We start from the raw sequence: 22,323 nt of genomic DNA, 5'->3' as shown, positions 1-22,323 counted from the left end.
AAGACGATATGATCGCACTGCTTTCCCGCCGCCTTGCCGGCCTTGTCCTTACACTTCTGGTCGTTTCGCTTGTCATTTTCGCCGTGATGGATCTGCTGCCGGGCGATCCCGCCTCGATCATGCTCGGTACCTCGGCAAGCCCGGAAACCCTGGCGGCGCTGCGGCATGAGCTTGGCCTCGACCAGCCGCTCATCCTTCGTTACGGCCAATGGATTGCCGGTGTCTTCTCCGGCAATCTCGGACAGTCCTATACCTATGGCGTCCCGGTCGCGGGTCTGATCGTCGAGCGGCTGGCCGTGACGCTGCCGCTGGCGCTGATGGCCATTATGCTGTCGGTGCTGATTGCGCTGCCGCTCGGCGTACTGGCGGCAGCGCAGCGCGGCGGCATCGTCGATGCGATCGCCACGGTCTTCTCGCAGATCAGCATCGCCGTGCCGGTCTTCTGGGTGGCGCTGCTGCTCATCATCCTGTTTTCCACCACGCTCGGGCTGATGCCGGCCGGCGGCTTTCCGGGATGGGGCGCCGGGCTTCTGCCCGCACTGCAGGCGCTGCTGATGCCGGCAGTGGCGCTCGCGCTGCCGCAAGCCGGCGTGCTGACCCGCGTCGCGCGGTCGGCGGTGCTCGACACTATGCATGAGGATTTTGCGCGTACCGCCGTCGCCAAGGGACTGTCGCGCAGCACGGTGCTCTGGCGGCATATCGTGCCGAATGCGCTGGTGCCGATCCTGACCATCCTCGGCCTGCAATTCACTTTCCTCGTCGCCGGCGCGGTGCTGGTCGAAAACGTCTTCAATCTGCCGGGCCTAGGGCGGCTTGCCTTTCAGGCCCTGTCGCAGCGTGACATCATCGTGATGCAGGATGTCGTGCTGCTCTTCGCGGGGCTTGTCATCGTGATGAACTTCATCGTCGATCTCTCCTATCTGGCGATCGATCCGCGTATGCGAAAGGCGGCATGATGGCACCCATCGTCTCCTCCGCCATCTTTCCACGGCGCCGAAGCTTCAGGCTTAGCCGGCGAAAGAACCTCATCACCGGTACCATCGTCATCGGCCTCTTAGCCGCCATTGCCCTGCTGTCGCTGTTCTGGACGCCGCTGCCGCCGGCCAAGATGCAGATCATTCACAAGCTGCAGCCGCCGCTTGCCTTCGGCCTGCTCGGCACGGACCAGTTCGGCCGCGACGTGCTCTCCATGCTGATGGTCGGGTGCTGGAATTCGCTGTCGATCGCTGTCAGCGCAGTCGCCATCGGCGGCACACTCGGTTCCATTGCCGGGATTTCTGCGGCTGCCATCCGCGGCCCCTATCAGGCGCTTTTGATGCGCGCCTGTGACGTCATCTTCGCACTGCCGCCGATCCTTTCGGCCATGATCCTCGGCGCCTTTCTGGGACCGGGGCGCTTTACCGCCATCACGGCAATCGCCGTCTTCATGGTGCCCGTCTTTGCGCGTGTGACGCTCGCGACCTCGCTGCAGGCCTGGAGCCGCGATTATGTGCTGGCCGCGCAGGCGATCGGCAACAGCCGTTTCACGATCTCGGTGCGGCACGTGCTGCCGAACATCGTGAGCCAGATTATTGTGCATGCGGCCATCCAGCTCGGTCTTGCGATCCTGACCGAGGCCGGCCTTTCCTTCCTCGGCCTCGGCATGGCGCCGCCGGCGCCGACCTGGGGACGCATGCTCGCAGACGCCCAGACCTTCCTTTCGCTTGCTCCGTGGCTGGCAATCCTGCCCGGCCTTGCCATCGCGCTCACCGTCTTCGGCTTCAACATGCTGGGCGACGGATTGCGCGATCTGTTCGACCCGCGCGAAGCGAGCCGCTGATGTCCTCCCAAGACAAACCGCCCGAAAGATCAGACCATGTCCGAAACCGATTTCACCATCAGTGAGCTCAGGCAACGCTTCGCTGACAAAACCCTCTCGCCGCTCGACTACTGGCTCGCGCTCGAAAAACATATCGATGCCTGGGAACCCTCCATTGCCGCACTCTACCTCTATGACCCGCAAGCGTCCCGCGAGCAGGCAAAGGCTTCGACCGAACGCTGGATGAAAGGCGGAACACTTGGTCCGCTGGACGGCATTCCGGTTACTCTGAAGGAACTGATCGCGACTAAGGACCAGCCGGTGCCACTCGGCACCAAGGCGGTCGAACTGAAGCCTGCGGAAGCGGACGCGCCGGCGGCGGCACGGCTGCGGGAGGACGGCGCGATCATCTTCGCCAAGACGACCTGCCCAGACTACGGCATGCTCTCGTCAGGCCTTTCCAGTTTCCATCATCTCAGCCGCAATCCCTGGGACATCACGCAGAATCCCGGCGGTTCGAGCGCCGGCGCTTCGGCAGCAGCGGCGGCCGGTTACGGGCCACTGCATGTCGGCACCGATATCGGCGGCTCCGTGCGCCTGCCGGCAGGCTGGACAGGCGTCTTCGGCTTCAAGCCGAGCCATGGGCGCATTCCGGTCGATCCCTATTATGTCGGGCGCTGCGCGGGGCCGATGACCCGCACCGTGGAGGACGCCGCCTGGTCGATGGCGACCCTTTCCCGCCCAGACTGGCGCGACGGCACCAGTCTGCCGCCGAATGATTTCGACTGGATGAATCTTGCTATCGATCTCAGCGGCATGCGGATCGGACTGATGCTCGATGCGGGCTGCGGCCTGGCTGTCGATGACGATGTGAAGATTGCCGTCGAGCAGGCCGCGAAACTTTTCGAGAAGGCGGGTGCGACGATCGTTTCCGCAGGGCCGGTGCTGACAAGGACCATGCTCGATGGGCTCGACGATTTCTGGCGTGCGCGTTTCTGGGGCGACATTGCCGGGCTGAGCGAAGAGCGACGCGAAAGTATCCTTCCCTATATCTATGAATGGGCTAAGGGCGGCGCCGATGTCAGCGGTGTGGATGCGGTCAAGGGCTTCAACCAGACAATCGAGATGCGCAAGACCTGCGGCCGGCTTTTCACCGAGGTCGATGCGGTGTTGTCGCCGACCAATCCAATCGTCTCCTATCCGGCCGAATGGCCCTCGCCGACCAACGATCCGAAGCTGCCCTTCGAGCATATCGCCTTCACGGTGCCTTGGAACATGTCGGAGCAGCCGGCCTCGTCCATCAATTGCGGTTTCTCGAAGGGCATCCCGATCGGCCTGCAGATCGTCGGGCCGCGCTTCGACGACATGCGGGTGCTGAAACTCTCGAAAGCATTCGAGGATTGGACGGGTGGCATCAAGGACTGGCCAAAGCCGCCGACCGCCTGAAAGCAATCTCAGAACGGGCGCCGATAACCTGTCGGCTGTTCGTACAGCCAGCCGATACGCTTCACGGCCGCCTCGAAATTCTCGCGCGCCACGGTCATCGTGTGGCCGTTGGCATGGATGATGGTTTCGGGATCTTCGAAGATGGCGACATGCCCCTTCCAGAAGACCAGATCGCCGCGGCGTACATCTGAGCGCTCGATCGGCTCGCCAAGGCCGGCCGCCTGCATATCGGTATCGCGCGGCGCGCTTCTGCCGGTCATCTGCAGCGCAAGCTGGATGAGGCCGGAGCAATCCATGCCAAGGCCGGAGCGGCCGCCCCAGAGATAGGGTGTTTCCAGGAAGCGGGCAGCGATATCGACATAGTCCTGGCCATCCAGCGCACCGAGCGGCTGGAGATGTTTCGCGAAGATCGCGGTCCCGTCGCCGAGCACCAGATAGTGATTGCCGCGCGCTTCCGTTTCGCCTGATATATGGACACGACTACCCATCGACAGCACTGTCTTATACGGTTTGCGCAGCTCCGGTTCGGGATAGAGGAAGGTGCGCTGCGGAAGGACGATGTGGGTCGGGGCCGTCGCTGCTTCCGCAATTGCGTCCTCGGGCAGGTAGCCAACATAGCCGTCGGATGTGGCCTTGACCCAGCACCAGCCATCAGCACGATCGAAGACCGTCACGTCCTCGCCGAAAAGCAGCTCCGTATCGATACCACGGGCAAGATCCGGCTGGGGACGCAGGCCAATGACCGGAACGCAGACGCGGGCCGGCGTCCCGCTCACAAAGCGCGTCGCTTCGACCTTGCCTTCAAGGCAGGCTTCCGCGAGATCCGGGCGGTAGGCATGAAGGCGACGGTCGAGCATCGTCATGGGATTCCTTTCAGATGGCCTTTCAGACCGGAAGCTTGCGGCCCTGCTCGCGCACGAGATCGCCAAGCTTTTCGAGATAGAGTGCACCGCTGACGGTGCGCTTGATGATGACATTTCGCCGGTCGGCATCGTCACGAACGCGATCGACGAGGCCCATTTCGCCCATCGTATCCAGTGCGCGAGTGATGACAGGTTTCGTCACGTTCAGCGTCGCGGCCAGCCCGCGCACCGTATGCGGCGGCGGCACGAGATAGATATGCAGCAGGATCGCCATCTGGCGCAACGTCAAATCGCGCGCATCATGACGGACCTGGTTGAGCGCCACACCGTGCCAGAGGCCAAGCGCCTGCGAGGCGGTCAGTTCGATCGGCACGGCCCCTCCGGAAATCGTTACGCTAACGTTTCATTTTCCGGCAGATATCTCGCACACGCAAGAGGCGGCACAGAATGCCGCCTCGCAAGGTAAATAAAATTTTAAGAATTGGCTCAGCGGATGCTGTGGCGAATATGGTGATAGAGGGCGCGGATCGCCTGCGCCTCGCCTCCTCCTGGCGAATGGGCGCGCTCGTTCGGCGCCCAGCCGTAGATGTCGAGATGCGCCCAGCTCTTCGCCTTGCCGACGAAGCGTTTCAGGAAGAGTGCTGCGGTGATGGCTCCCGCCATGCCGCCCGCCGGAGCGTTGGTGATATCGGCGAACTTGGTGCGGATGTCCTTCTCGTAGCCAGCGTAAAGCGGCAGGCGCCAGAGCGGATCGTCCGTCTCGAGACTTGCTTCCATCAGGTCTTGCGCGAGGTTCTCATCATCAGTGAAGAAGGGCGGCAGATCGGGGCCGAGAGCGACGCGGGCGGCACCCGTCAGGGTCGCCATGTCGATCAGCAGATCCGGCTCTTCCTCGTCGGCATAAGCGAGTGCGTCGGCCAAAATCAGGCGGCCTTCGGCATCGGTGTTGTCGATCTGGACCGTCAGGCCCTTGCGGCTCTTGTAGATGTCGCCGGGACGGAAGGCATTCGACGAGATGGAATTCTCGACGACCGGGATGATAACACGCAGGTCCACCTTCAGCTTGGCATCCATGATCATGAGTGCCAGGCCCATGACGTTTGCAGCACCCCCCATGTCCTTCTTCATCAGCAGCATGGACGAAGCGGGCTTGATGTCGAGGCCGCCGGTATCGAAGCAGACGCCCTTGCCGACCAGCGTAACCTTGCGGTGGCCCTTCTTGCCCCAGCGCAGCTCCAGCTGGCGCGGCGCGTCGGCGCTGGCGCGGCCGACCGTATGGACCAGCGGAAAGTTTTCCTTGAGCAGGTCGTCACCAATGATGACCGACATCTCGGCCTTATAGTGCGTTGCCAGGTCACGGAAAGCGGCTTCGAGCTGCTCCGGACCCATGTCGTTGGTCGGCGTGTTGATGAGGTCGCGGGCGAGGAAGACGCCGGCGAGCTGGCGTTTGATCTCGTTGCCGTCGGCGTCGCGCGGGATCATCAGCGTCGCGGCGGGCGACTTTTCAGACTTGTAACGGTCGAAACGATAACTGCCGAGGCCGAAGCCGAGCGCGAGGCGGTTCGCCGTCAGCGGTGCGGTCTCGATATGCCAATCGCCGGCAGGAAGCGCGCGGGCGAGCTTGCCGGTAATGTAGGGCTGCTCCGACGGATTGGTGCCGAGACCGAAAAGCGCACCGCCGAGATGGCCTTCGGCCGTGGGGATCAGAAGCAACGAACCGCTTTCCGCCTTGTAGCCGGCTTTGCGAGCCCAATCGAGCGCGATCGGATCGATGGTGCCGGTTTCGATATGGGCGGGCGTGACAGCGAAGATCGGCAGCGTCGCCCCGCCCTTGGTGTTGAAAGGGGTCGGTCTTTCGATGAACTGGAAGGGGGCCATGATTGTCCTTAGAGGCGGGGGCAGAATCACTTCTTAACTGTCTGTTAGGGTTAACAGACTATTGCTGGAGCGAAGATTGCGTCAAACCTTTCCCTGTTCCGCTTTGAGGTTAGGCGCCGATTTCATTCAGGAACGCGCAATGCCCCTCCCGGCCTCTACTCCTCTTAAAAAGCGTGCTTTTCAAGGAACCGCCGCTGCTCTCGTCATGCTGGCGCTCGCCGGCTGCTCGACGACGGCAAAAGACCGGATGACGACCGGCTCGATCCCGAAGCTCGACAGGCCGGTCGAGCAGATGGACGCCAATCAACTGCGCGCCGCCACCGACCGCGTCGGCCAGGCCTATGAGAAGAACCCGCGCGATCCCGTCAACGGCGTCAACTACGCCAATCTGCTGCGCATGAACGGGCGCGACGCACAGGCACTGGCGGTCATGCAGCAGGTCGCCATCGCCAATCCCGGTGACCGCAATGTGCTTGCCGCCTATGGCAAGGCGCAGGCAGCCGCGGGGCAGCTTCAGCAGGCGCTGGACACGATCGGCAGGGCACAGACGCCCGACCGTCCCGACTGGCGGCTGATCTCGGCAGAAGGCGCGATCCTCGATCAAATGGGCAAACCAAACGAGGCGCGTCAGCGCTACCGCGATGCGCTCGACATCCAGCCGAACGAGCCGTCGATCCTTTCCAACCTCGGCATGTCCTATCTGCTGACGGGCGATCTGCGCACGGCAGAAACCTATCTTCGCTCGGCGGCAGGTCAGCCCTCCGCCGACAGCCGCGTGCGCCAGAACCTCGCCCTCGCCGTCGGGCTGCAGGGCCGTTTCCCCGAGGCCGAGCAGATCGCGCGGCGCGAACTCTCGCCGCAGCAGGCCGATGCCAATGTCGCCTATCTGCGCGGCATGCTTTCGCAGCAGAACTCCTGGCAGAAACTGGCGGCGAAAGACGCGACGTCGCAGACGGCTGCAAATACCAATTGATCTATCGCGTGCTCAGTCCGGACAGAATGAGCCGAAGACCGAGCCCCGCCATGACCGCGCCGGCTGCCCGGTCGATCCAGACCTTCGCGGCGAGATAGAGCCTGCGCGGATGATGGGCCGAGAAGGCGAGCGCCACGATCGCATACCATCCGGCTTCCACAGCGAAGACACCGAGCGGCAATGCCAGCATCAGCTCCACCGGCACGGCTTTCGGCAGAAGTGCCGCAAACAGGCTGGCATAGACCACAATCGTCTTCGGATTGCTCAACTGCGTCAGCAGAGCACTGGTAAAACTGCGCGACGGCATGCTTCTGGCAGCGATATCGGCGGAGAACGAGAGCGGCTCCCGCGCGCCTTTCCAGATGGCAAAGGCGATGTAGAGCAGATACGCACCACCGGCGATCTTCAAAACGAGATACAGCCATTCGAATTGCGACAGCAGCGCCGTCAGGCCCGCCAGCGCCAATGTCGCGAAGACCACGCCGCCGATGCCCATGCCGAGCGCTGCGGCAAGCCCGTCGAACCTCGAGCGGGAGACAGCGATGCGCGAGACCATGACGAAACTCGGACCCGGGCTCATGGCGCCGATCATCAGGGCCGAAATGATGCTGATGAAGATGCCGAGGGAGGACATGACAAAGCTCCGTTTAGCCAAGCTGCTTGAAAGCGCAGGCTACAGCGTCGACATGAAAATTGGAATCGATTTTCAGAGAGCGTGATGCGTCAATCTGGCCGGCAGCTCCGTTTCATCAGCCGCATTGCAAGCCCTGTTAACCAATCACGCAATCCCCGGAATCAGACAGGTTATGATAATTGACCGTTCGGGAGGTTTTAGAATTATTAAATTCAGAGAGTAACGTAATATGGCAATCCATCTTTCGTGTTTTGTGCCCAAGCCGCGTGAAGTCGCCAAGCACATTGTCGCTCAGCTTTTGTCGCGACACGCGGGACTGTTTGAATACCGGTTCTTGATTTCTGAGGTTTACGATACGAACGAAATTGAGAATGAAACTGCCGGAGAATACGGCTTTGCGGCGCGCTGCATCTTCTCGATCAGACTCAATGACAAGAGCTGCGCAGATATATTGCCTGCGGTGGAGGACGTCGTGAAATTTGCGTTAGGTCCAGGCAATGTACTGATATTGTTCAACAGCGAAATCCTGCGCTAGAACCGGGGCGGGCGTCAGAACCGGTCAGCGACCTGGATGCCGGCGGGGCCGAGGATGACCGCGACGAGCACCGGCAGGAAGAAGAGAATCATCGGCACGGTCAGCTTCGGCGGCAGGGCGGCAGCCTTCTTTTCCGCTTCGTTCATGCGTTCGTCGCGGCCTTCCTGCGCCAGCACGCGCAGCGCCGTTGCTACCGGCGTGCCGTAGCGATCTGCCTGAATGAGCGCCTGTGTGACGGAACGGACGAGATCGATCTGGGTGCGGGTCGCGAGGTTTTCGAGCGCCACGCGCCGATCCGGCAGGAAAGAGAGCTCAGCGGTCGTCAGCACCATTTCTTCGGCGAGCGCCGGCGACTGTTCGCCGAGTTCTTCGGAAACACGGCGCATGGCTGCTTCGATGGAAATGCCCGATTCCACGCAAATCAACATCATGTCCAGCGCATCCGGCCAGGCGCGCTTTATGGAGTGCTGACGCTTGCCCATCCGGTTGGAGATATAGATGTTTGGGGCATAGAAGCCGACATAGGCGATGCCGATGACGATGAAGACCCGTATCGGCAGGCCCTTGTCGGCAAGGTTGCCGAGACCGAACATCCAGAAGGCGGCAACGGCCAGGAAGAGAAATGGCAGAAGAAAGCGCGCGACGAGGAAAGTGTTCAACGCGTTTTCCGAGCGAAAACCAGCGGCGCGCAACTTGTTCATCGTGTTGTCGTCGACGAGTGCCTTGCGCAGGTTGAAACGCTCGACAATCTGGCGGACGGGCCGGTTGTTCTGGCTTCTGAGCGTGGCCTTGCCGCCGGCGTCGGCATTCAGGCGGGCGCGTTCGCGGGCGCGGATCTGCTCGCGCTCGGTCGAGACGGCCTTCATGCGCTTGTTGAGATCGCCACGCTCGAAAAAGGGAACGGCAAGCGTGTAGAAGGTGGCGAAGACGGCGATGGCGACGAGCACCGCCACGATCATGGCGGGATCGGTCAATCTTGCGGCGAGTTCTTCCGACATGCTGCCCTGCTCCCGCTAGATATCGAAATTGATCATGTTGCGCATCACGAAGATGCCGATCGACATCCAGACCGCCGAAAAGCCCAAGATGAAGTGGCCGCGCGGATCGGTAAACAGGACCATCATGTATTGCGGCGACGTCAGGTAGACGAGCGTGGCAACGATGAATGGAAGGGCGCCGATGATGACGGCAGACGCCTTGGCTTCCATCGACAGTGCCTTAACCTTGGCCTTCATCTTCTTGCGGTCGCGCAGCACCTTGGAAAGGTTGCCGATCGCTTCCGACAGGTTGCCGCCGGCCTGTGACTGGATGGCGATGACGATCGCGAAAAAATTGACTTCCTGCAGCGGCATCTGATTGGTCATGCGGGCACAGGCTTCGGGCACGCTGAGGCCGACCTGCTGCGATTCGACGATACGGCGGAATTCGCCCTTGACGGGCTCGACCCCCTCGGTCGCAACGAGGCGGATCGCATCGTTCAGTGGCAGACCGGAGCGGATGGAGCGGACGATGACGTCGAGCGCATTCGGAAACTCGTCGAGGAACTTGTTCTGGCGGCGCGAGACGAGGAAGCCGAGCACCCAGCGCGGCAGGCCAAGCCCTGCGGCCACGGGAATACCAAGCATGATCGGTGTCGATGCGCCGGCGAGGAAAAGCAAGACCAGCAGCACAAATGCGAAGAGTGCGCTGAAAAGATAGAAGCGGACGGGCGTGATCGGCAGTCCCGCCTGCACCAGGCGGGATTTCAGCGACAGCGTTTTCTTGGTCTTTTCGTGCTGCCGCTTTTCGAGATCCTTGAGATTGTCCTGCACGGATTTGCGGCGCTTCGACAATTCCTGCACACGGTCGCGGGCGGCCTTGACCTTGGTGCGATCGACTTCAGCCGACTTGACGCGGTTGATGCGGCTTGCCGATTTCTTGTCGCTCTCAATACGCGAGAACAATACGGCATAGCTCACTGCGGCCGCCGCAACGGCTGCGAGGACGATAATTGCCAGCACTGTCGGATCGATGCCGAACATCTCAATCCTTCGATTTCGATTCCATCTCGTCGAGCGCGGCGGCGAGGCGTTTTTCTTCGTTGTAATAGCGGGCGCGATCCCAGAAATGCGGCTTGCCTATACCCGTCGACATGTGACGGCCGATCAGACGGCCGCTCGCGTCCTCGCCTTCGATCTCGTAGCGCATCAGATCCTGAGTGATGATGACGTCGCCTTCCATGCCGATCACCTCGGTGATCTGCGTGATGCGGCGCGAACCGTCGCGCAGGCGCTGTGCCTGGATGATGACGTCGATCGAGGAGGAGATGATCTCGCGTACGGTCTTTGCCGGCAAGGTGAAGCCGCCCATGGCGATCATCGATTCCATGCGGCTCAGGCATTCACGTGGGTTGTTGGCGTGGATAGTGCCCATGGAGCCGTCGTGGCCGGTGTTCATGGCCTGGAGGAGGTCGAACACCTCCGGTCCGCGCACTTCGCCGACGATGATGCGTTCGGGACGCATGCGCAGGCAGTTCTTGACGAGGTCGCGCATGGTGATCTCGCCCTCGCCTTCGATATTCGGCGGGCGGGTTTCCAGGCGCACCACATGCGGCTGCTGGAGCTGCAGTTCGGCCGTATCCTCGCAGGTGATGACGCGCTCGTCGCGGTCGATGTAGTTCGTCAGGCAGTTCAGAAGCGTCGTCTTACCCGAACCCGTGCCGCCCGAGATGATGACGTTGCAGCGGACGCGGCCGATGATCTGCAGCACAGTTGCGCCTTCGGGCGTGATCGCACCGAAGCGGACCAGCTGATCGAGCGTCAGCTTATCTTTCTTGAATTTGCGGATGGTGAGCGCCGGCCCATCGATGGAAAGCGGCGGCGCGATGACGTTGACGCGCGAGCCATCGGGCAGGCGCGCGTCGCAGATCGGGCTCGATTCATCGACGCGGCGGCCGACCTGGCTGACGATGCGCTGGCAGATCGACAGAAGCTGCGAATTGTCGCGGAAGCGGATTTCGGATTCGATCGTCTTACCGCCGACTTCGATGAAGGTTTGGCCCGCGCCGTTGACCATGATATCGGCAATATCGTCACGCGCCAGCAGCGGCTCGAGCGGACCATAGCCCAGGACGTCGTTGCAGATATCCTCGAGCAGCTCCTCCTGCTCGGAGATCGACATCGCGAAATTCTTGATGGTGATGATATCGTTGACGATATCGCGGATTTCCTCGCGCGCGCTTTCGCCATCCAGCTTGGAAAGCTGCGAGAGGTCGATCGTATCGATCAGCGCGGAAAAAACCTGCGCCTTGGTATCGTAATATTCGTCCGTGCGGGCGGGGCGCTTGCGCTGCGGCGTCTGCATCGGCGGCGGCGCCACCTGCTGGCGGACAGGTTCGCGCGACGGCTCGACGAACACCGCGGGAGCGGATGGCGCTGCCGGGGCGGCAGCGGGCATCGGCGGCGGCGGAGCGGCGACACCGCCGGCACCGGCCTTTCCGAAACCTTCATTTCCGCGTTTTCCGAACATTGATCCGATCCAATTCTACTCGTTCACTTACGCTTCAGAAGGCCGAGAAGGCCGCCCTTCCTGGATTTCTTGATCGCCACTCGTCCCGTGACGATGTGCGAGATCTGCGAAAAAGTCTCTGATGTCGGCGACTTCGGGTCGACCTCGGAAATCATCCGGCCGCTATTGGCGGCGTTACCGAAAAGACCGATATCGAAGGGAATGATGGCAATCGGTTCGACTTCCAGCGGCTCGCAGAAATCGGAAATCGAGATTTCCGGCCGCTTTGGCATGCCGACCTGATTAAGAATGAGATGCGGCGCCTTGTCGTTCGGGCGCATCTTGCGGAGCGCATCGAGCATGTTCTTGGTATTGCGCAGGTTGGCGAGATCGGGAACCGCGCAGATAACGACTTCGTCGGCACTCGACAGGACCGAACGGGTCCAGTCCGACCAGGCATGCGGAACGTCGAGCACCGTGACTGGCGCGCTGCGCTGCAGCACATCCATGACAGGCTGGAAGGCCTGGCCCTCGAAATCATATGCGCGGTCGAGCAGCGAGGGGGCGGCCAGCAGCGAAAGATGCTCCGAGCACTTGGTCAGCAGGCGATCGAGGAAAACCTCATCAAGCCGCTCCGGTGCAAAGACGGCCTCGGCAATACCCTGAGCCGGATCCTGATCGAAATCGATATTCGCCGTGCCATAGGGCAGGTCGAGATCGGCCAGGATCGTCTCGGTCGAGAACAGGTTCGAGATGCCGAAGGCGCAATTATGAGCAACGGTCGATGCGCCGACCCCGCCCTTGGCGCCGATAAAGGCGATGCTGCGGCCAAGCGGCTCGGCTTCCGGATCGACGAAGATTGCCGCCATCGCGCCCATGATGTCGGGCATGGCGATGGGCTGGACCATATATTCGGAAATGCCGTTACGGATCAGATCGCGGTAGAGACTGATGTCGTTGTAGTAACCGACGATGATGACCTTGGTCGAGGGATCGCAGACGGCGGCGAGCGGCGCGAGTTCGGCAAGCAGGCTGGTCGGGTTCGCCCTGGTCTCGAGGATGATCAGGTTCGGTGTGGGTGCGCCGGAGAACATGTTCGCAGCCGCCGCCGTGCCGCCGCTGGTGATGCGCAGACTGACTTTCGACATGCGCCGGTCATTGGCGCAGCGCTCCATCACCCGCTGCAATCCCTCGCTTTCGCAGAAGGCATGAACGGAGATGCGCGGCAGCGGCCGCATGTTTTCCAGTTCTCCCATGCGCATCGCCTCTTCGGCATGGCGGAGCTCGCTGGTGTTCCTGATCTCGTAGTCGACGGTGCTCATTGTTCTGTCCCGCGGTATTCCTTGATCATCTCGTTGCGCTGCTCTGCATCGATCGGGGTCATACCGCGCGGGGCGATGAAATCTTCCGGATTGGCGACCTGGGCGGCGAGGTTGTTCTGCGAGGCGCAGCCGAAATTGTAGTAATTCTGGTTCGTGAAATCGGCCGAGATATCCTTCGGCCATTGGCCGCACTGGGTCGTTACCGACGTCATGCCGGTGAAGCTCAGGCGTATCGGCGCGGCATCGAGAAGGCCGGTTGCCGCATAGGACGTATTGATGATCTTGTTGCTGGCAATGCCGCGCGAAGCAAGTTCGGCGCGAACCTGGCTGCGCAAGGCGCGCGCTGCTCCCGCATTTGCCGACCCCTCGGGAGACAGGATGTAGACGGGGCCAGAGGCGCGCGACACGTAGTTTTGCGCAAATCCACGGATCAGCTCGCGCTGGGCGATCGTCAGGCGGCGGTCGCTGGAGGCAACGGGAATATCAACCGTCTGTTCGGCTTCCGTCACGACGATGGGATGGCGCTCCCGGTAATCGTCGGGAATACCGCCGGTCGTCAGCTGATCACGCGGGCCGGCACAGCCGGAAAGGATTGCAACAGCGAGTGATGCGGCCACGAGCAGAGGCTTTGTCGTGCGGGAATGTTTCGCGTTCCAATGGGCCATCGCCTGATCTCTGTTCGTTTTCATCGGTTCAGACCGTGCCCCGCTCATTTGTAAATAAATCCGATGGAACCGTGGAATTGCGCATCGGCAACCGGCGCCTGAGAGCTGCCGTAAACCTTGTTGACGCGGTTCATGAAAAAGGCGGACGCATCATTCGTCGGGCTGAAATTGTCGTCCGGCCGATTGAGCTGATTGCGCGCCACCGGACGCACCAGATAGGGCGTCGCGATGATGACGAGTTCCGTTTCCTGGCGTTCGACCCCCTTCTGGCGGAACAGCGTGCCGAGGAGCGGGATCTTCGAGACGCCGGGGGTGCCGTTCATCGTCTGGGAGATGTTGTCGCGGATGAGGCCCGCAAGAGCGATCGAGCCACCCGAGGGAAGCTCGACCGAAGTCTGTGCCGAGCGGCGCTGATAGGTGGGCGCTGCACCCGATACCGACGGTGCCGGCTCGGAGACATTGGTCGTGATCTGCAAGCTGATGCGGCCGGAAGACAGGACGACCGGTTTGAACGCCAGACTAATACCGTAATCATAGGGAACGACGGTGACGTTGCCGTTATTGTCCGTCGTCGAGTAAAGAACCTGGCCGCCGGAATTGAAGGTCGCGGCCTGGCCGGAAATCGCCGTCAACGTCGGTTCGGCCAGCGTGCGCACGACCTTGCCCTGTTCCAGCGCATTCAGGTAGGTCGATATATCGTATTTGCCGATCGAGTTCTTGAAGAGCGCGGCAAGGCCGCCGCCGACGACGGATGTGGCGCTATCGGCCGATGGGCTGCCGAGTTGGGCGACCGTCATGCCCGAGGAGTTGGTGACGAGATTGTCGAAACCAAGCTGTTTCAGGACCTCACGGCGAACCTCGGCGATCGTAACCTTGAGCGTGACCTGGTCCTCGCCCTGGATCTGCAGGAGGTTGACGACCTGGGACTGCTGACGGCCTTCCACAAAGAGCGCAACTGCGCTGTCACCGCCGGTCCCTGAAGCGGTTCTCGTGCGCGTCGTGGCCTCGCCGCCTTTCAGGAAGGCCATGGCGAGCGACGCTGCTTGGGTCGCATCCTGCGGTGTGCGAACGGTACCGGTCAGTACGATATTGTCGGAGACGATTTCGACTTTGATGGCAGAGTCCGGGATGAAGCGGCGCAGATTGGCCTCGAGACCGGAGACGTCGCGCTCCACCTCGACATCGAGGCTGACGACCTCTTCGCCGCTGGCGCCGAACACGAAAATATTGGTCTGCCCGACCGTCTTGCCGAACAAATAGATGCGCCGCGAGGTGCGGGTCACCGCATCGGCCATGCTCGGATCGGAAACGAGAATGTCATGCGCGTCATCAGGCAGGTCGACGACGACAGCCTTGTTGAGACCGAGCTTCACGCGGCGATGCGCGCCGGGGCCGCTTTGCGAAATGCGGATGAGGCTTTCGGAGGCGGCGTTGGCCTGCTCCACGTTGAGGGGCGCATGAAAGGAAAGCGGCGTAACGCCCGTCGCGGCCATCGCCAGGGAAAGGCAGCCGGTCAGGAAAAGCCTGGTGCGCTGTTTTGAGTTGCCCATCTGCATTTCCCTTACTCCGGCTTCACTGAGCCGGTGGCATCCGTGACGATGGAGCCGGACTTGATGACCTGAATGATTGCGCTGCCGTTATCGCCGCTCAGCAGATAATCTGCCGCGCTGGTATCCTGCTCCTGCGCATCGGCGACGGAGCGCAGGGCAAGCGAAAGGCGATCGGCCATCTGCTGGGCAACGGCCAGAACCTTGGTCTGGTCCGGGGTCAGTTCCAGCGTTGCTGTCGTGCCGACCGCGGCCTTGGTGCCGTCCTCCTTCTCCTCGATCTGCTGGTCGATGGCGAGAACGCGGACATTGCTCAGCACAGTTTCGGTTATGTATTTGTCCGTGCCCTGCCCCTTGCGCACCATGATTACGTCGACGCGGTCATTGGGGAGGATGAAGCCGCCGGCGCCGGTCGCCACGGAGATTTCGGTCGCGACGGCGCGCTTGCCGGCGGGCAGCAGCGAGGACAGGATGCGGCTGTTGGAATCGGCGACCTTTTCCGGACGGATCGGTTCACCCTCGAAGACAGGCAAGCGCACGACACCGCCCTGCAGATCCTTGATCGCGTCCGGCCGATCGGTCTCGGTAATGAAGCCCTGGACAACGCCATTCTGCGGCCAGGCCATCCAGTGGACGGCCTTCTCGTCCAACCGCGCGCCGACGGGGAGATTGGCGCTGGAGACCAGGACGTTGACGGTCGGTTCCTTCTCGATGACAGATTGGACCTTCGTCACGACACCGCCACTGCCGGCCATGTTCATCGCAAGAAGACCGGCGAGGCCGGCTGCCACCACGGCGACAGCTAATACAATAAGGCGGGCCGGTTTCATTGATCATTCCTTGGGGCACGACGCGTTCGCTCCGCAGAATGCTCAGGAATTGGTATAATTATAGTTAATGGAACACTTACATTCTAAGTTAACGGTCGATTAATACGCCGTCATTTCAGGCTTTCCAGCGCGGCCACGAAGAGCGGCGAGGACGGGAAGGCCAGAAAGCCGCCGATCGCAATGGCGATGCCATAGGGGATCTTCTTGGCGAGCAGGAGCGAATTAGGAATGGGCAGGCCGATAGCCAATATCGTATTTGCCTGCGCCCGGATCGACAGGATCGCCAACGTGACCAAGCCGCCGATGACACCGACATAGGCCAGAAAAGACAAGAGAGGGGGATCGTAGCCGAACCAGATCGCGGCCGCGCTCAAGAGTTTCGCGTCTCCACCGCCCATTACGTTGAGCGCGAAGAGGGTAAAGCAAATGCCGAACACGATAGCGGCACCGAGCGCGTGCATTCCGATTACCGGAATGGCCAGGCCGCTCAGAGGCGCCAGCACGGCGAATGCAATTATCAGGATCAACGACACCCTGTTCGGGATCGTCATCGTCAACAGATCGGATATGGCCGCAAAAGCAAGGCAGAGCGGAAAAACCAGAAGGATTGCGGCTACGATCATCTTCTTACCTGCCCCAAGTTCTCACCCGCTTAAGACAAATAGGCTCACGGCGTTCGCTCGTGAGCCTGATCTTTTCTAAGCGGGAACTGCGCTCCCATTAATTATCAGGTGGGATCAGTGCCGGTGCCGGTGGTAGCAGGCTTGACGGCCTTGTCCAGCTTGTTGCCCAGCTCGGTGAACGTGTCGTTGAGCTTACCGCCGAGCGTCGTGGCGCCGGCGATCAGCGCTACGGAAATGAGGGCGGCGATCAGGCCGTATTCGATTGCGGTCGCGCCGGATTCATCCTTCAGAAAACGGCTAAAAAGCTTGGTCATGGTTACTCCTAACTCCAGTTGATGTTCAGCACGTCCGCCAACTGTTGCCGTTGATCGGATGGCTGCAACCTAGCGAATGGCCGTTTCCATCGACTTAATGAAATACGTTAACAAGGTGTAAACGAGACAACCGACCCAGTCAGGGTAAGTAACTCCTTACCGCATTGCTTGCATTTCTAAGGAATTTCCGGGAGCAAAGTGTAACAATAGCTTTCAAGCATCCAGAAATGGCACAAATTTCTGCTGCCCGTCGATTTCATGCCTCATCGATGCGTACCGAAACAATCCAGTGCGTTTCACGCGTGAACATGGCGTGGAGAGCTTAAAGCTTCGTTCACCATTTTTTTCCATTCTATCTGCAATTTGCATTGCGATCGTGAAAGAGGGCCAAAATGCCATCGAACGGCAAGACCGTTTTCTTTGCCTGGGTGATTGCGGCTCTTACGGCATCCGCGGCCTCCGCCCAGGAAGACATGCTGCGCGTCTATATGGACCACGCGCGCGTCCTGAAGCTCGACCGTTCGGTCAGCAAGGTCATCGTCGGCAATTCCAAGGTTGCCGATGCAACGGTCGCCGACGCCAGGACGATCGTATTGACGGGCCGCGCCTTCGGTACAACCAACATCGTGCTGCTCGATGGCGATGGCAACGCGATTCTGGACGAACGCATCCTCGTCTCCATTGATGAAGGCAATACGGTGCGCGTCTATCGCCAGACGGAGCGCTCGGTTCTTTCCTGCACGCCCAATTGCGAGCAGCATTCACAGCAAGGCGGGGCCGCGTCCGCAAACTGAACGACATCAACGAGACTCACGCACATTCGTTAAAATAGCTGCTCCGGCCTGAAACGGAAAATCAACGAACACGCCTTAGTGTGGCGCCCGAAGAACATTTTCGAGGCCAGACTATGGCGATCAGTGAGCAGGAGACGGGCAAGGTGCGTGCGTCCCTCCGTTTATCCAGACTTCGCGCCCTGGCCCGCTCGCGCGACGGCTCCGCAGCGATCGAGTTCGCGCTGCTGGCCATCCCCTACTTCATCGTCATATTCGCCATCCTGGAAACCTTTATTGCCTTTGCAGCAGAAGAACTCGTCTCGAACGCCGTCGATACGATGAGCCGCCAGATGCGTACGGGGCAGATCACCTTTGTCGATCCCGCGCGTGCGAGTTACAAGACGCAGACCCAATTCCGGCAAGCTTTCTGCGAGGAAATTTCGATCATCATCCGTTGTTCGGCAACGGAAGCGGCGACACCCAGCAAGCTTTATCTCGATGTGCGCAGCTTCACGACCTTTGCTTCGATCCCGACGACGATCCCGCGGGTGTCTTCGGACAAATATTCCGATTTGAAGGTTTCGGATTTCAAGTTCACGCCCGGCGGCCCCGGTTCGATCAACATGCTGCGCGCCTACTATCGCTGGTCCATCATTGTCGATCTCGTGCGTCCCTATATTACGGGGCTGCGCCCGGCCGGCAGTTCCATGCCGAGCGAATATTTGATCGTCTCAACGGCTGCCTTCCAGAACGAGCAATATCCATAATGGCGCGTCGCGGACTTCTCATACGGCTGGCTTCGACGGCGCGGCGCTTTGCGACCGACCGGAAGGGTGTCGGCGCCATCGAGTTTGCCATCATCTTCCCGGTTCTGGTCATGCTCTATCTCGGCGCGTTCGAGATCACGATCGGTCTCAGCGTCAGCAAGCGCACGACACGTGCCGCCGGGTCGATCGCCGATATCGTCACCCAACAACAGAGCGTCACAAAGAGCTCGCTCACAGATATTGCCAAGGCCGCGCCGCCAATCTACTCGCCCTACGACAGCGCGGGTATGTTGGTGAAGGTCACCGCAATTCAGATCGACGGCAGCTCCAATCCTACGGTCATGTGGTCCTGGGCATCAACGGGGGCAGCGCCTTATGCCAAGAACAGCACGGTTTCCGACGTGCCTACTGAAATGAAGAAGGCCAACAGCTTCCTCATCCGAAGCGAACTCAGCATACCCTATGCGCTGTTCGTGTTTGCTCCCAACTTCATGCCGGCGGAGATGCGCACCATCACGATCAGCCGCAGCTATTTCTATCGCCAGCGGCAAAACGATAATATTCCCTGCGGCGATTGCTGAAGCACGTCGCGCTTTTGCGCTAGCCCTTCCACACCTCGAATTTGCCAAGCGGTTTCCGTCATTATATGGCTGGGCGCTACTGCATAACTCCTTAAATCGGAATCGGTTTAAGGAGTTATGCAGTAATTTAAAGTGCTACAGCGTCCTTTGCGCGTCTGAAAAGACGCGCGGCGCTGTAGTCAGATCGTTCCAGCTATACGCTGACGACAACAGATCGTACGGGTGAAAAATGGCGCGTGCCTTTCTCTTCGTTCTGGATTCCTTCGGCGTCGGCGGGGCGCCGGATGCCGCAGCCTATGGCGATGAGGGCGCCGACACGCTCGGCCATATCGCCGAATTCTGTGCGGCCGGTGCTGCCGACCGGGCTGGCCTGCGGTCCGGCCCGCTTTCGCTCCCGAACATGTCGGCGCTCGGCCTGCTGCATATTGCGCGAGCGGCCTCCGGGCAATTTCCCGCCGGCATGCCGCTGCCGGACGAGATCTACGGTGTCTATGGCGCCGCCAACGAAACCTCACGCGGCAAGGACACACCTTCTGGGCATTGGGAGATCGCCGGAACGCCTGTTACCTTCGACTGGGGCTATTTTCCAAGCGAGGGCGATGCCTTTCCGCAGGAACTGATCGAAGCGCTCTGCCGCGCAGCCGATGTGCCCGGCATTCTCGGCAACTGCCATGCTTCGGGAACCGAGATCATTGCACGCCACGGCGAAGAGCATATGCGCAGCGGCAAGCCGATCTGCTATACATCAGCGGATTCCGTGTTCCAGGTGGCTGCCCACGAGGTCTATTTCGGCCTCGACCGCTTGCTCAACTTCTGCCAGATCGCTCGTGGCCTTCTCGATCCCTACAATATCGGCCGCGTCATCGCGCGTCCCTTCATCGGCCAGAGCGTGTCAACCTTCCAGAGAACGGGCAACCGCCGCGACTTTTCGGTGCCGCCGCCGGAACCGACGCTGCTCGACCGGCTCGTCCAGCATGGCCGCAATGTGCACGCCGTCGGCAAGATCGGCGATATCTTCGCCCATCAAGGCATTTCACGGGTCATCAAGGCTAATGGCAACGACGCACTGATGGATGCCTCCCTTGCTGCCATTGACGAAGCTGACGATGGCGATCTCGTTTTCACCAATTTCGTCGATTTCGACATGCTCTATGGCCATCGCCGCGACGTTGCGGGTTATGCAGCGGCCCTTGAAGCCTTCGACACGCGCCTGAGCGAGGTTCATCAGAAGCTGCGGGAGGGTGACCTTGTGGTCCTCACCGCCGATCACGGCTGCGACCCGACCTGGCGCGGCACCGATCATACGCGCGAGCGCGTGCCTGTTATCGCCTACGGTCCCGGTGTCAGATCGCGCTCTGTCGGCGTGCGCAGGAGCTTTGCCGATATCGGCGAGAGCGTTGCGCGGCATCTCGGTATTCCCTCCGGACCACATGGAAGGAGCTTTCTGTGACGTCGCATTTGAAGAAGGTCGAGCTGCACTGTCATCTGGAAGGTGCGGCTCCCCCTGATCTGACGGAAGCGCAGGCACATAAATACGGCATCGACATCAGTGCCTATCTGCAGGACGGCGCCTATGTCTGGCATGATTTCGCAAGCTTTCTGGAATGCTATGACAAGGTTTCCGAGGTCTACAAGACCGAGGAAGACTATGCGCTGCTGACGGAAACCTATCTTGAAGAGCTTGCCGGAATCGGCACGATCTACAGCGAGCTCATCGTTTCGCCCGACCACGGCAAGCGCATCGGCCTCGGCGCCGACGCCTATATATCCGGTGTCTGCGAAGGCATCCGCCGGGCGAAGGCAAGGAGCGGCATCGAAGCGCGGCTGATCGTGACCGGGGAACGGCATTTCGGCCCGGAAAGCGTGATCGGCGCTGCGGAATATGCGGCGAAGGCCAAAAATCCGCTGATATCAGGCTTCAACCTTGCCGGCGAGGAGCGGATGGGTCGCGTTGCCGATTATGCGCGCGCTTTCGACATTGCCCGCGATGCAGGGCTTGGCCTGACCATCCATGCCGGTGAAGTTTGCGGCGCCTTCAGTGTTTCGGACGCGCTGGACGCCGTGCGCCCCTCACGCATTGGCCATGGCGTGCGGGCAATCGAGGATGCCGATCTCGTCAAACGGCTTGCCGATCTCGGCACCGTGCTGGAGGTCTGCCCCGGCTCGAATATCGCGCTCAAGGTCTTTGCGGATTTCACTTTGCACCCGCTGCGCAACCTGAGGGATGCGGGCGTGAAAGTGACGATCAGTTCCGACGATCCGCCGTTCTTTCATACGTCGCTCAAGCGGGAATACGAGCTTGCCTCGCAGGCCTTCGGCTTAAGCGATGCTGACATCAATGCGATGACGCGCACGGCCATTGAGGCAGCCTTTGTCGATGAAGAGACCCGCAAGGCGTTGCTCGCCCGCCTTTAAGGGCGTGGGATTGTCAAAGCTCCAGGCAAATTTGCCTCCGCTCTTGAAGTGAAGGCGGTTTCCATGGAAGAAACAGCCGATAAGAACAAAGAATTGGAAGGTTTCCCCTATGGACGGCGTCACAGTCATCGATCACCCGCTCGTGCAGCACAAACTCACCATCATGCGGCGCAAGGAAACCTCGACAGGCAGTTTCCGCCGGCTGTTGCGCGAAATCTCGACGCTGCTTTGTTATGAGGTCACCCGCGATCTGGAACTGACGATGGAGACGATCGAAACGCCGATCCAGGAGATGCAGTCGCCGATCCTCGAAGGCAAAAAGCTGGTCTTCGCCTCCATCCTGCGCGCCGGCAACGGGCTCTTGGAAGGTATGCTCGATCTCGTGCCTTCCGCCCGCGTTTCGCATATCGGCGTCTACCGCGATCACGAAACGCTGCAGCCGGTCGAATATTATTTCAAGGCGCCTGAAGATATCTCCGAGCGCCTGATCATCGTCGTCGATCCGATGCTTGCGACCGGCAATTCCTCGATTGCCGCCATCGACAAGTTGAAGGAGCGCGGTGCTCACAATATCCGCTTCCTCTGCCTGCTGGCCGCCCCTGAAGGTATCAAGAACTTCCGTTCCGCCCATCCGGACGTTCCGGTCTTCACGGCGGCGATCGACAGCCATCTGAACGAGAAGGGTTATATCGTGCCCGGTCTCGGCGATGCCGGCGACCGTATGTACGGCACCAAATAATTTCGACTTCCTTTACCAATTCGAAAGACTTCCAAGGCCCGGTGCTTCGTTCCGGGCCTTTTTTAATATCGCCGTTAGCAACTTTTCAGCACTTATGGCTTAGCTGCTTGAAGCGTGAGGTCCCGCATGAGGCG

General features: G+C 60.6%; 24 protein-coding genes. 11 read left to right on the top strand and 13 right to left on the bottom strand.

Features of this window, described 5'->3' with window-relative positions:
* Positions 1–8 precede the first annotated feature (8 nt).
* Genes ACK9YZ_RS21975 through ACK9YZ_RS21965 form a run of 3 tightly spaced genes read left to right on the top strand, consistent with a single transcriptional unit; the run spans position 9 to position 3,244 of the window.
* Positions 9–956, top strand: a complete 948-nt coding sequence (locus ACK9YZ_RS21975) for an ABC transporter permease (protein ID WP_416065166.1) — start codon at positions 9–11, stop codon at positions 954–956.
* Positions 956–1,819, top strand: coding sequence for an ABC transporter permease (locus ACK9YZ_RS21970; RefSeq protein ID WP_216758961.1), 864 nt, complete (start codon positions 956–958; stop codon positions 1,817–1,819). Before ACK9YZ_RS21975 ends, ACK9YZ_RS21970 begins: the two co-directional genes overlap by 1 nt.
* Before the next feature lie 36 nt (positions 1,820–1,855).
* The gene (locus ACK9YZ_RS21965) at positions 1,856–3,244 is read left to right on the top strand and encodes an amidase (protein WP_416065165.1); all 1,389 of its coding nucleotides are present in this window, start codon (positions 1,856–1,858) and stop codon (positions 3,242–3,244) included.
* 8 nt (positions 3,245–3,252) lie between these two features.
* On the opposite strand, the gene ACK9YZ_RS21960 is transcribed toward ACK9YZ_RS21965, so the two are convergent.
* From ACK9YZ_RS21960 to ACK9YZ_RS21950, 3 genes are all read right to left on the bottom strand, one after another.
* Complete coding sequence (locus ACK9YZ_RS21960; RefSeq protein WP_416065164.1) at positions 3,253–4,107, bottom strand: NlpC/P60 family protein; 855 nt, start codon at positions 4,105–4,107, stop codon at positions 3,253–3,255.
* Positions 4,108–4,129: 22 nt separating this feature from the next.
* The gene (locus tag ACK9YZ_RS21955) at positions 4,130–4,480 is read right to left on the bottom strand and encodes a MarR family transcriptional regulator (protein ID WP_416065163.1); all 351 of its coding nucleotides are present in this window, start codon (positions 4,478–4,480) and stop codon (positions 4,130–4,132) included.
* Between the two features lie 113 nt (positions 4,481–4,593).
* A complete protein-coding gene (locus tag ACK9YZ_RS21950) occupies positions 4,594–5,985 on the bottom strand; it encodes a leucyl aminopeptidase family protein (RefSeq protein ID WP_416065162.1) in 1,392 nt (463 codons plus the stop codon).
* Positions 5,986–6,124: 139 nt separating this feature from the next.
* Between ACK9YZ_RS21950 and ACK9YZ_RS21945 the strand changes: the two genes are divergently transcribed.
* Positions 6,125–6,958 (top strand): tetratricopeptide repeat protein, encoded by an 834-nt coding sequence (locus tag ACK9YZ_RS21945; protein WP_416065161.1) that lies wholly within the window; start codon positions 6,125–6,127, stop codon positions 6,956–6,958.
* A gap of 1 nt (position 6,959) precedes the next feature.
* On the opposite strand, the gene ACK9YZ_RS21940 is transcribed toward ACK9YZ_RS21945, so the two are convergent.
* On the bottom strand, positions 6,960–7,592 hold the full coding sequence (locus tag ACK9YZ_RS21940; RefSeq protein ID WP_416065160.1) for a LysE family translocator: 633 nt from the start codon (positions 7,590–7,592) through the stop codon (positions 6,960–6,962).
* Between the two features lie 229 nt (positions 7,593–7,821).
* Here ACK9YZ_RS21940 and ACK9YZ_RS21935 point away from each other — a divergent pair, with 229 nt between their 5' ends.
* The gene (locus tag ACK9YZ_RS21935; protein WP_416065159.1) at positions 7,822–8,127 is read left to right on the top strand and encodes a hypothetical protein; all 306 of its coding nucleotides are present in this window, start codon (positions 7,822–7,824) and stop codon (positions 8,125–8,127) included.
* 14 nt (positions 8,128–8,141) lie between these two features.
* Here ACK9YZ_RS21935 and ACK9YZ_RS21930 read toward each other — a convergent pair whose 3' ends face one another.
* The 9 genes from ACK9YZ_RS21930 to ACK9YZ_RS21890 form a co-directional block, all read right to left on the bottom strand.
* Entirely contained in the window at positions 8,142–9,125 is a 984-nt protein-coding gene (locus ACK9YZ_RS21930; RefSeq protein WP_416065158.1) for a type II secretion system F family protein, read from the bottom strand.
* 15 nt (positions 9,126–9,140) lie between these two features.
* Positions 9,141–10,148, bottom strand: coding sequence for a type II secretion system F family protein (locus ACK9YZ_RS21925; RefSeq protein WP_416065157.1), 1,008 nt, complete (start codon positions 10,146–10,148; stop codon positions 9,141–9,143).
* Between the two features lies 1 nt (position 10,149).
* Entirely contained in the window at positions 10,150–11,634 is a 1,485-nt protein-coding gene (locus ACK9YZ_RS21920; protein WP_416065156.1) for a CpaF family protein, read from the bottom strand.
* A gap of 23 nt (positions 11,635–11,657) precedes the next feature.
* Positions 11,658–12,935, bottom strand: coding sequence for an AAA family ATPase (locus ACK9YZ_RS21915; protein WP_416065155.1), 1,278 nt, complete (start codon positions 12,933–12,935; stop codon positions 11,658–11,660).
* Entirely contained in the window at positions 12,932–13,648 is a 717-nt protein-coding gene (locus ACK9YZ_RS21910; protein ID WP_416065154.1) for a CpaD family pilus assembly protein, read from the bottom strand. Before ACK9YZ_RS21910 ends, ACK9YZ_RS21915 begins: the two co-directional genes overlap by 4 nt.
* Entirely contained in the window at positions 13,645–15,156 is a 1,512-nt protein-coding gene (locus tag ACK9YZ_RS21905) for a type II and III secretion system protein family protein (RefSeq protein WP_416065153.1), read from the bottom strand. The genes ACK9YZ_RS21910 and ACK9YZ_RS21905 overlap by 4 nt, the downstream gene beginning before the upstream one ends.
* Positions 15,157–15,161: 5 nt before the next feature.
* Positions 15,162–15,977: a Flp pilus assembly protein CpaB gene (gene cpaB / locus ACK9YZ_RS21900; protein ID WP_416065152.1), complete on the bottom strand. Its 816-nt coding sequence runs from the start codon at positions 15,975–15,977 to the stop codon at positions 15,162–15,164.
* Between the two features lie 110 nt (positions 15,978–16,087).
* The gene (locus tag ACK9YZ_RS21895) at positions 16,088–16,600 is read right to left on the bottom strand and encodes an A24 family peptidase (protein WP_416065151.1); all 513 of its coding nucleotides are present in this window, start codon (positions 16,598–16,600) and stop codon (positions 16,088–16,090) included.
* 104 nt (positions 16,601–16,704) lie between these two features.
* Positions 16,705–16,914 carry a Flp family type IVb pilin gene (locus ACK9YZ_RS21890; RefSeq protein ID WP_416065150.1) on the bottom strand — a complete coding sequence of 70 codons (210 nt, stop codon included), beginning with the start codon at positions 16,912–16,914 and terminating at the stop codon, positions 16,705–16,707.
* Between the two features lie 392 nt (positions 16,915–17,306).
* On the opposite strand from ACK9YZ_RS21890, the gene ACK9YZ_RS21885 reads away from it, so the two are divergent.
* From ACK9YZ_RS21885 to upp, 6 genes are all read left to right on the top strand, one after another.
* Positions 17,307–17,708 (top strand): pilus assembly protein N-terminal domain-containing protein, encoded by a 402-nt coding sequence (locus ACK9YZ_RS21885; RefSeq protein WP_416065149.1) that lies wholly within the window; start codon positions 17,307–17,309, stop codon positions 17,706–17,708.
* A gap of 113 nt (positions 17,709–17,821) precedes the next feature.
* The gene (locus tag ACK9YZ_RS21880) at positions 17,822–18,454 is read left to right on the top strand and encodes a TadE/TadG family type IV pilus assembly protein (RefSeq protein ID WP_416065148.1); all 633 of its coding nucleotides are present in this window, start codon (positions 17,822–17,824) and stop codon (positions 18,452–18,454) included.
* Positions 18,454–19,035, top strand: a complete 582-nt coding sequence (locus ACK9YZ_RS21875; RefSeq protein WP_216756635.1) for a TadE/TadG family type IV pilus assembly protein — start codon at positions 18,454–18,456, stop codon at positions 19,033–19,035. Before ACK9YZ_RS21880 ends, ACK9YZ_RS21875 begins: the two co-directional genes overlap by 1 nt.
* A gap of 229 nt (positions 19,036–19,264) precedes the next feature.
* The gene (locus tag ACK9YZ_RS21870) at positions 19,265–20,485 is read left to right on the top strand and encodes a phosphopentomutase (protein WP_416065147.1); all 1,221 of its coding nucleotides are present in this window, start codon (positions 19,265–19,267) and stop codon (positions 20,483–20,485) included.
* The gene (locus ACK9YZ_RS21865; RefSeq protein WP_416065146.1) at positions 20,482–21,450 is read left to right on the top strand and encodes an adenosine deaminase; all 969 of its coding nucleotides are present in this window, start codon (positions 20,482–20,484) and stop codon (positions 21,448–21,450) included. Before ACK9YZ_RS21870 ends, ACK9YZ_RS21865 begins: the two co-directional genes overlap by 4 nt.
* A gap of 109 nt (positions 21,451–21,559) precedes the next feature.
* Positions 21,560–22,189: a uracil phosphoribosyltransferase gene (gene upp / locus ACK9YZ_RS21860; protein WP_216756630.1), complete on the top strand. Its 630-nt coding sequence runs from the start codon at positions 21,560–21,562 to the stop codon at positions 22,187–22,189.
* Positions 22,190–22,323 lie beyond the last annotated feature (134 nt).

Source organism: Rhizobium sp. ZK1, from assembly GCF_047782645.1.
GTDB lineage: Bacteria > Pseudomonadota > Alphaproteobacteria > Rhizobiales > Rhizobiaceae > Rhizobium.
The sequence above is the reverse complement of the archived record's forward strand: the minus strand, read 5'-3'. Positions and strand labels throughout refer to the sequence as shown.

What these genes read in the sequence shown, in the direction of transcription:
- ACK9YZ_RS21880 (WP_416065148.1), top strand. Translation starts at nt 17,822, where the DNA reads ATGGCGATCAGTGAGCAGGAGACGGGCAAGGTGCGTGCGTCCCTCCGT.
- ACK9YZ_RS21940 (WP_416065160.1), bottom strand. Translation starts at nt 7,592, where the DNA reads ATGTCCTCCCTCGGCATCTTCATCAGCATCATTTCGGCCCTGATGATC.
- ACK9YZ_RS21895 (WP_416065151.1), bottom strand. Translation starts at nt 16,600, where the DNA reads ATGATCGTAGCCGCAATCCTTCTGGTTTTTCCGCTCTGCCTTGCTTTT.
- ACK9YZ_RS21875 (WP_216756635.1), top strand. Translation starts at nt 18,454, where the DNA reads ATGGCGCGTCGCGGACTTCTCATACGGCTGGCTTCGACGGCGCGGCGC.
- ACK9YZ_RS21965 (WP_416065165.1), top strand. Translation starts at nt 1,856, where the DNA reads ATGTCCGAAACCGATTTCACCATCAGTGAGCTCAGGCAACGCTTCGCT.
- ACK9YZ_RS21960 (WP_416065164.1), bottom strand. Translation starts at nt 4,107, where the DNA reads ATGACGATGCTCGACCGTCGCCTTCATGCCTACCGCCCGGATCTCGCG.
- ACK9YZ_RS21945 (WP_416065161.1), top strand. Translation starts at nt 6,125, where the DNA reads ATGCCCCTCCCGGCCTCTACTCCTCTTAAAAAGCGTGCTTTTCAAGGA.
- ACK9YZ_RS21920 (WP_416065156.1), bottom strand. Translation starts at nt 11,634, where the DNA reads ATGTTCGGAAAACGCGGAAATGAAGGTTTCGGAAAGGCCGGTGCCGGC.
- ACK9YZ_RS21975 (WP_416065166.1), top strand. Translation starts at nt 9, where the DNA reads ATGATCGCACTGCTTTCCCGCCGCCTTGCCGGCCTTGTCCTTACACTT.
- ACK9YZ_RS21930 (WP_416065158.1), bottom strand. Translation starts at nt 9,125, where the DNA reads ATGTCGGAAGAACTCGCCGCAAGATTGACCGATCCCGCCATGATCGTG.
- ACK9YZ_RS21905 (WP_416065153.1), bottom strand. Translation starts at nt 15,156, where the DNA reads ATGCAGATGGGCAACTCAAAACAGCGCACCAGGCTTTTCCTGACCGGC.
- ACK9YZ_RS21890 (WP_416065150.1), bottom strand. Translation starts at nt 16,914, where the DNA reads ATGACCAAGCTTTTTAGCCGTTTTCTGAAGGATGAATCCGGCGCGACC.
- ACK9YZ_RS21870 (WP_416065147.1), top strand. Translation starts at nt 19,265, where the DNA reads ATGGCGCGTGCCTTTCTCTTCGTTCTGGATTCCTTCGGCGTCGGCGGG.
- cpaB (WP_416065152.1), bottom strand. Translation starts at nt 15,977, where the DNA reads ATGAAACCGGCCCGCCTTATTGTATTAGCTGTCGCCGTGGTGGCAGCC.
- ACK9YZ_RS21935 (WP_416065159.1), top strand. Translation starts at nt 7,822, where the DNA reads ATGGCAATCCATCTTTCGTGTTTTGTGCCCAAGCCGCGTGAAGTCGCC.
- ACK9YZ_RS21925 (WP_416065157.1), bottom strand. Translation starts at nt 10,148, where the DNA reads ATGTTCGGCATCGATCCGACAGTGCTGGCAATTATCGTCCTCGCAGCC.
- ACK9YZ_RS21950 (WP_416065162.1), bottom strand. Translation starts at nt 5,985, where the DNA reads ATGGCCCCCTTCCAGTTCATCGAAAGACCGACCCCTTTCAACACCAAG.
- ACK9YZ_RS21915 (WP_416065155.1), bottom strand. Translation starts at nt 12,935, where the DNA reads ATGAGCACCGTCGACTACGAGATCAGGAACACCAGCGAGCTCCGCCAT.
- upp (WP_216756630.1), top strand. Translation starts at nt 21,560, where the DNA reads ATGGACGGCGTCACAGTCATCGATCACCCGCTCGTGCAGCACAAACTC.
- ACK9YZ_RS21910 (WP_416065154.1), bottom strand. Translation starts at nt 13,648, where the DNA reads ATGAGCGGGGCACGGTCTGAACCGATGAAAACGAACAGAGATCAGGCG.
- ACK9YZ_RS21970 (WP_216758961.1), top strand. Translation starts at nt 956, where the DNA reads ATGGCACCCATCGTCTCCTCCGCCATCTTTCCACGGCGCCGAAGCTTC.
- ACK9YZ_RS21885 (WP_416065149.1), top strand. Translation starts at nt 17,307, where the DNA reads ATGCCATCGAACGGCAAGACCGTTTTCTTTGCCTGGGTGATTGCGGCT.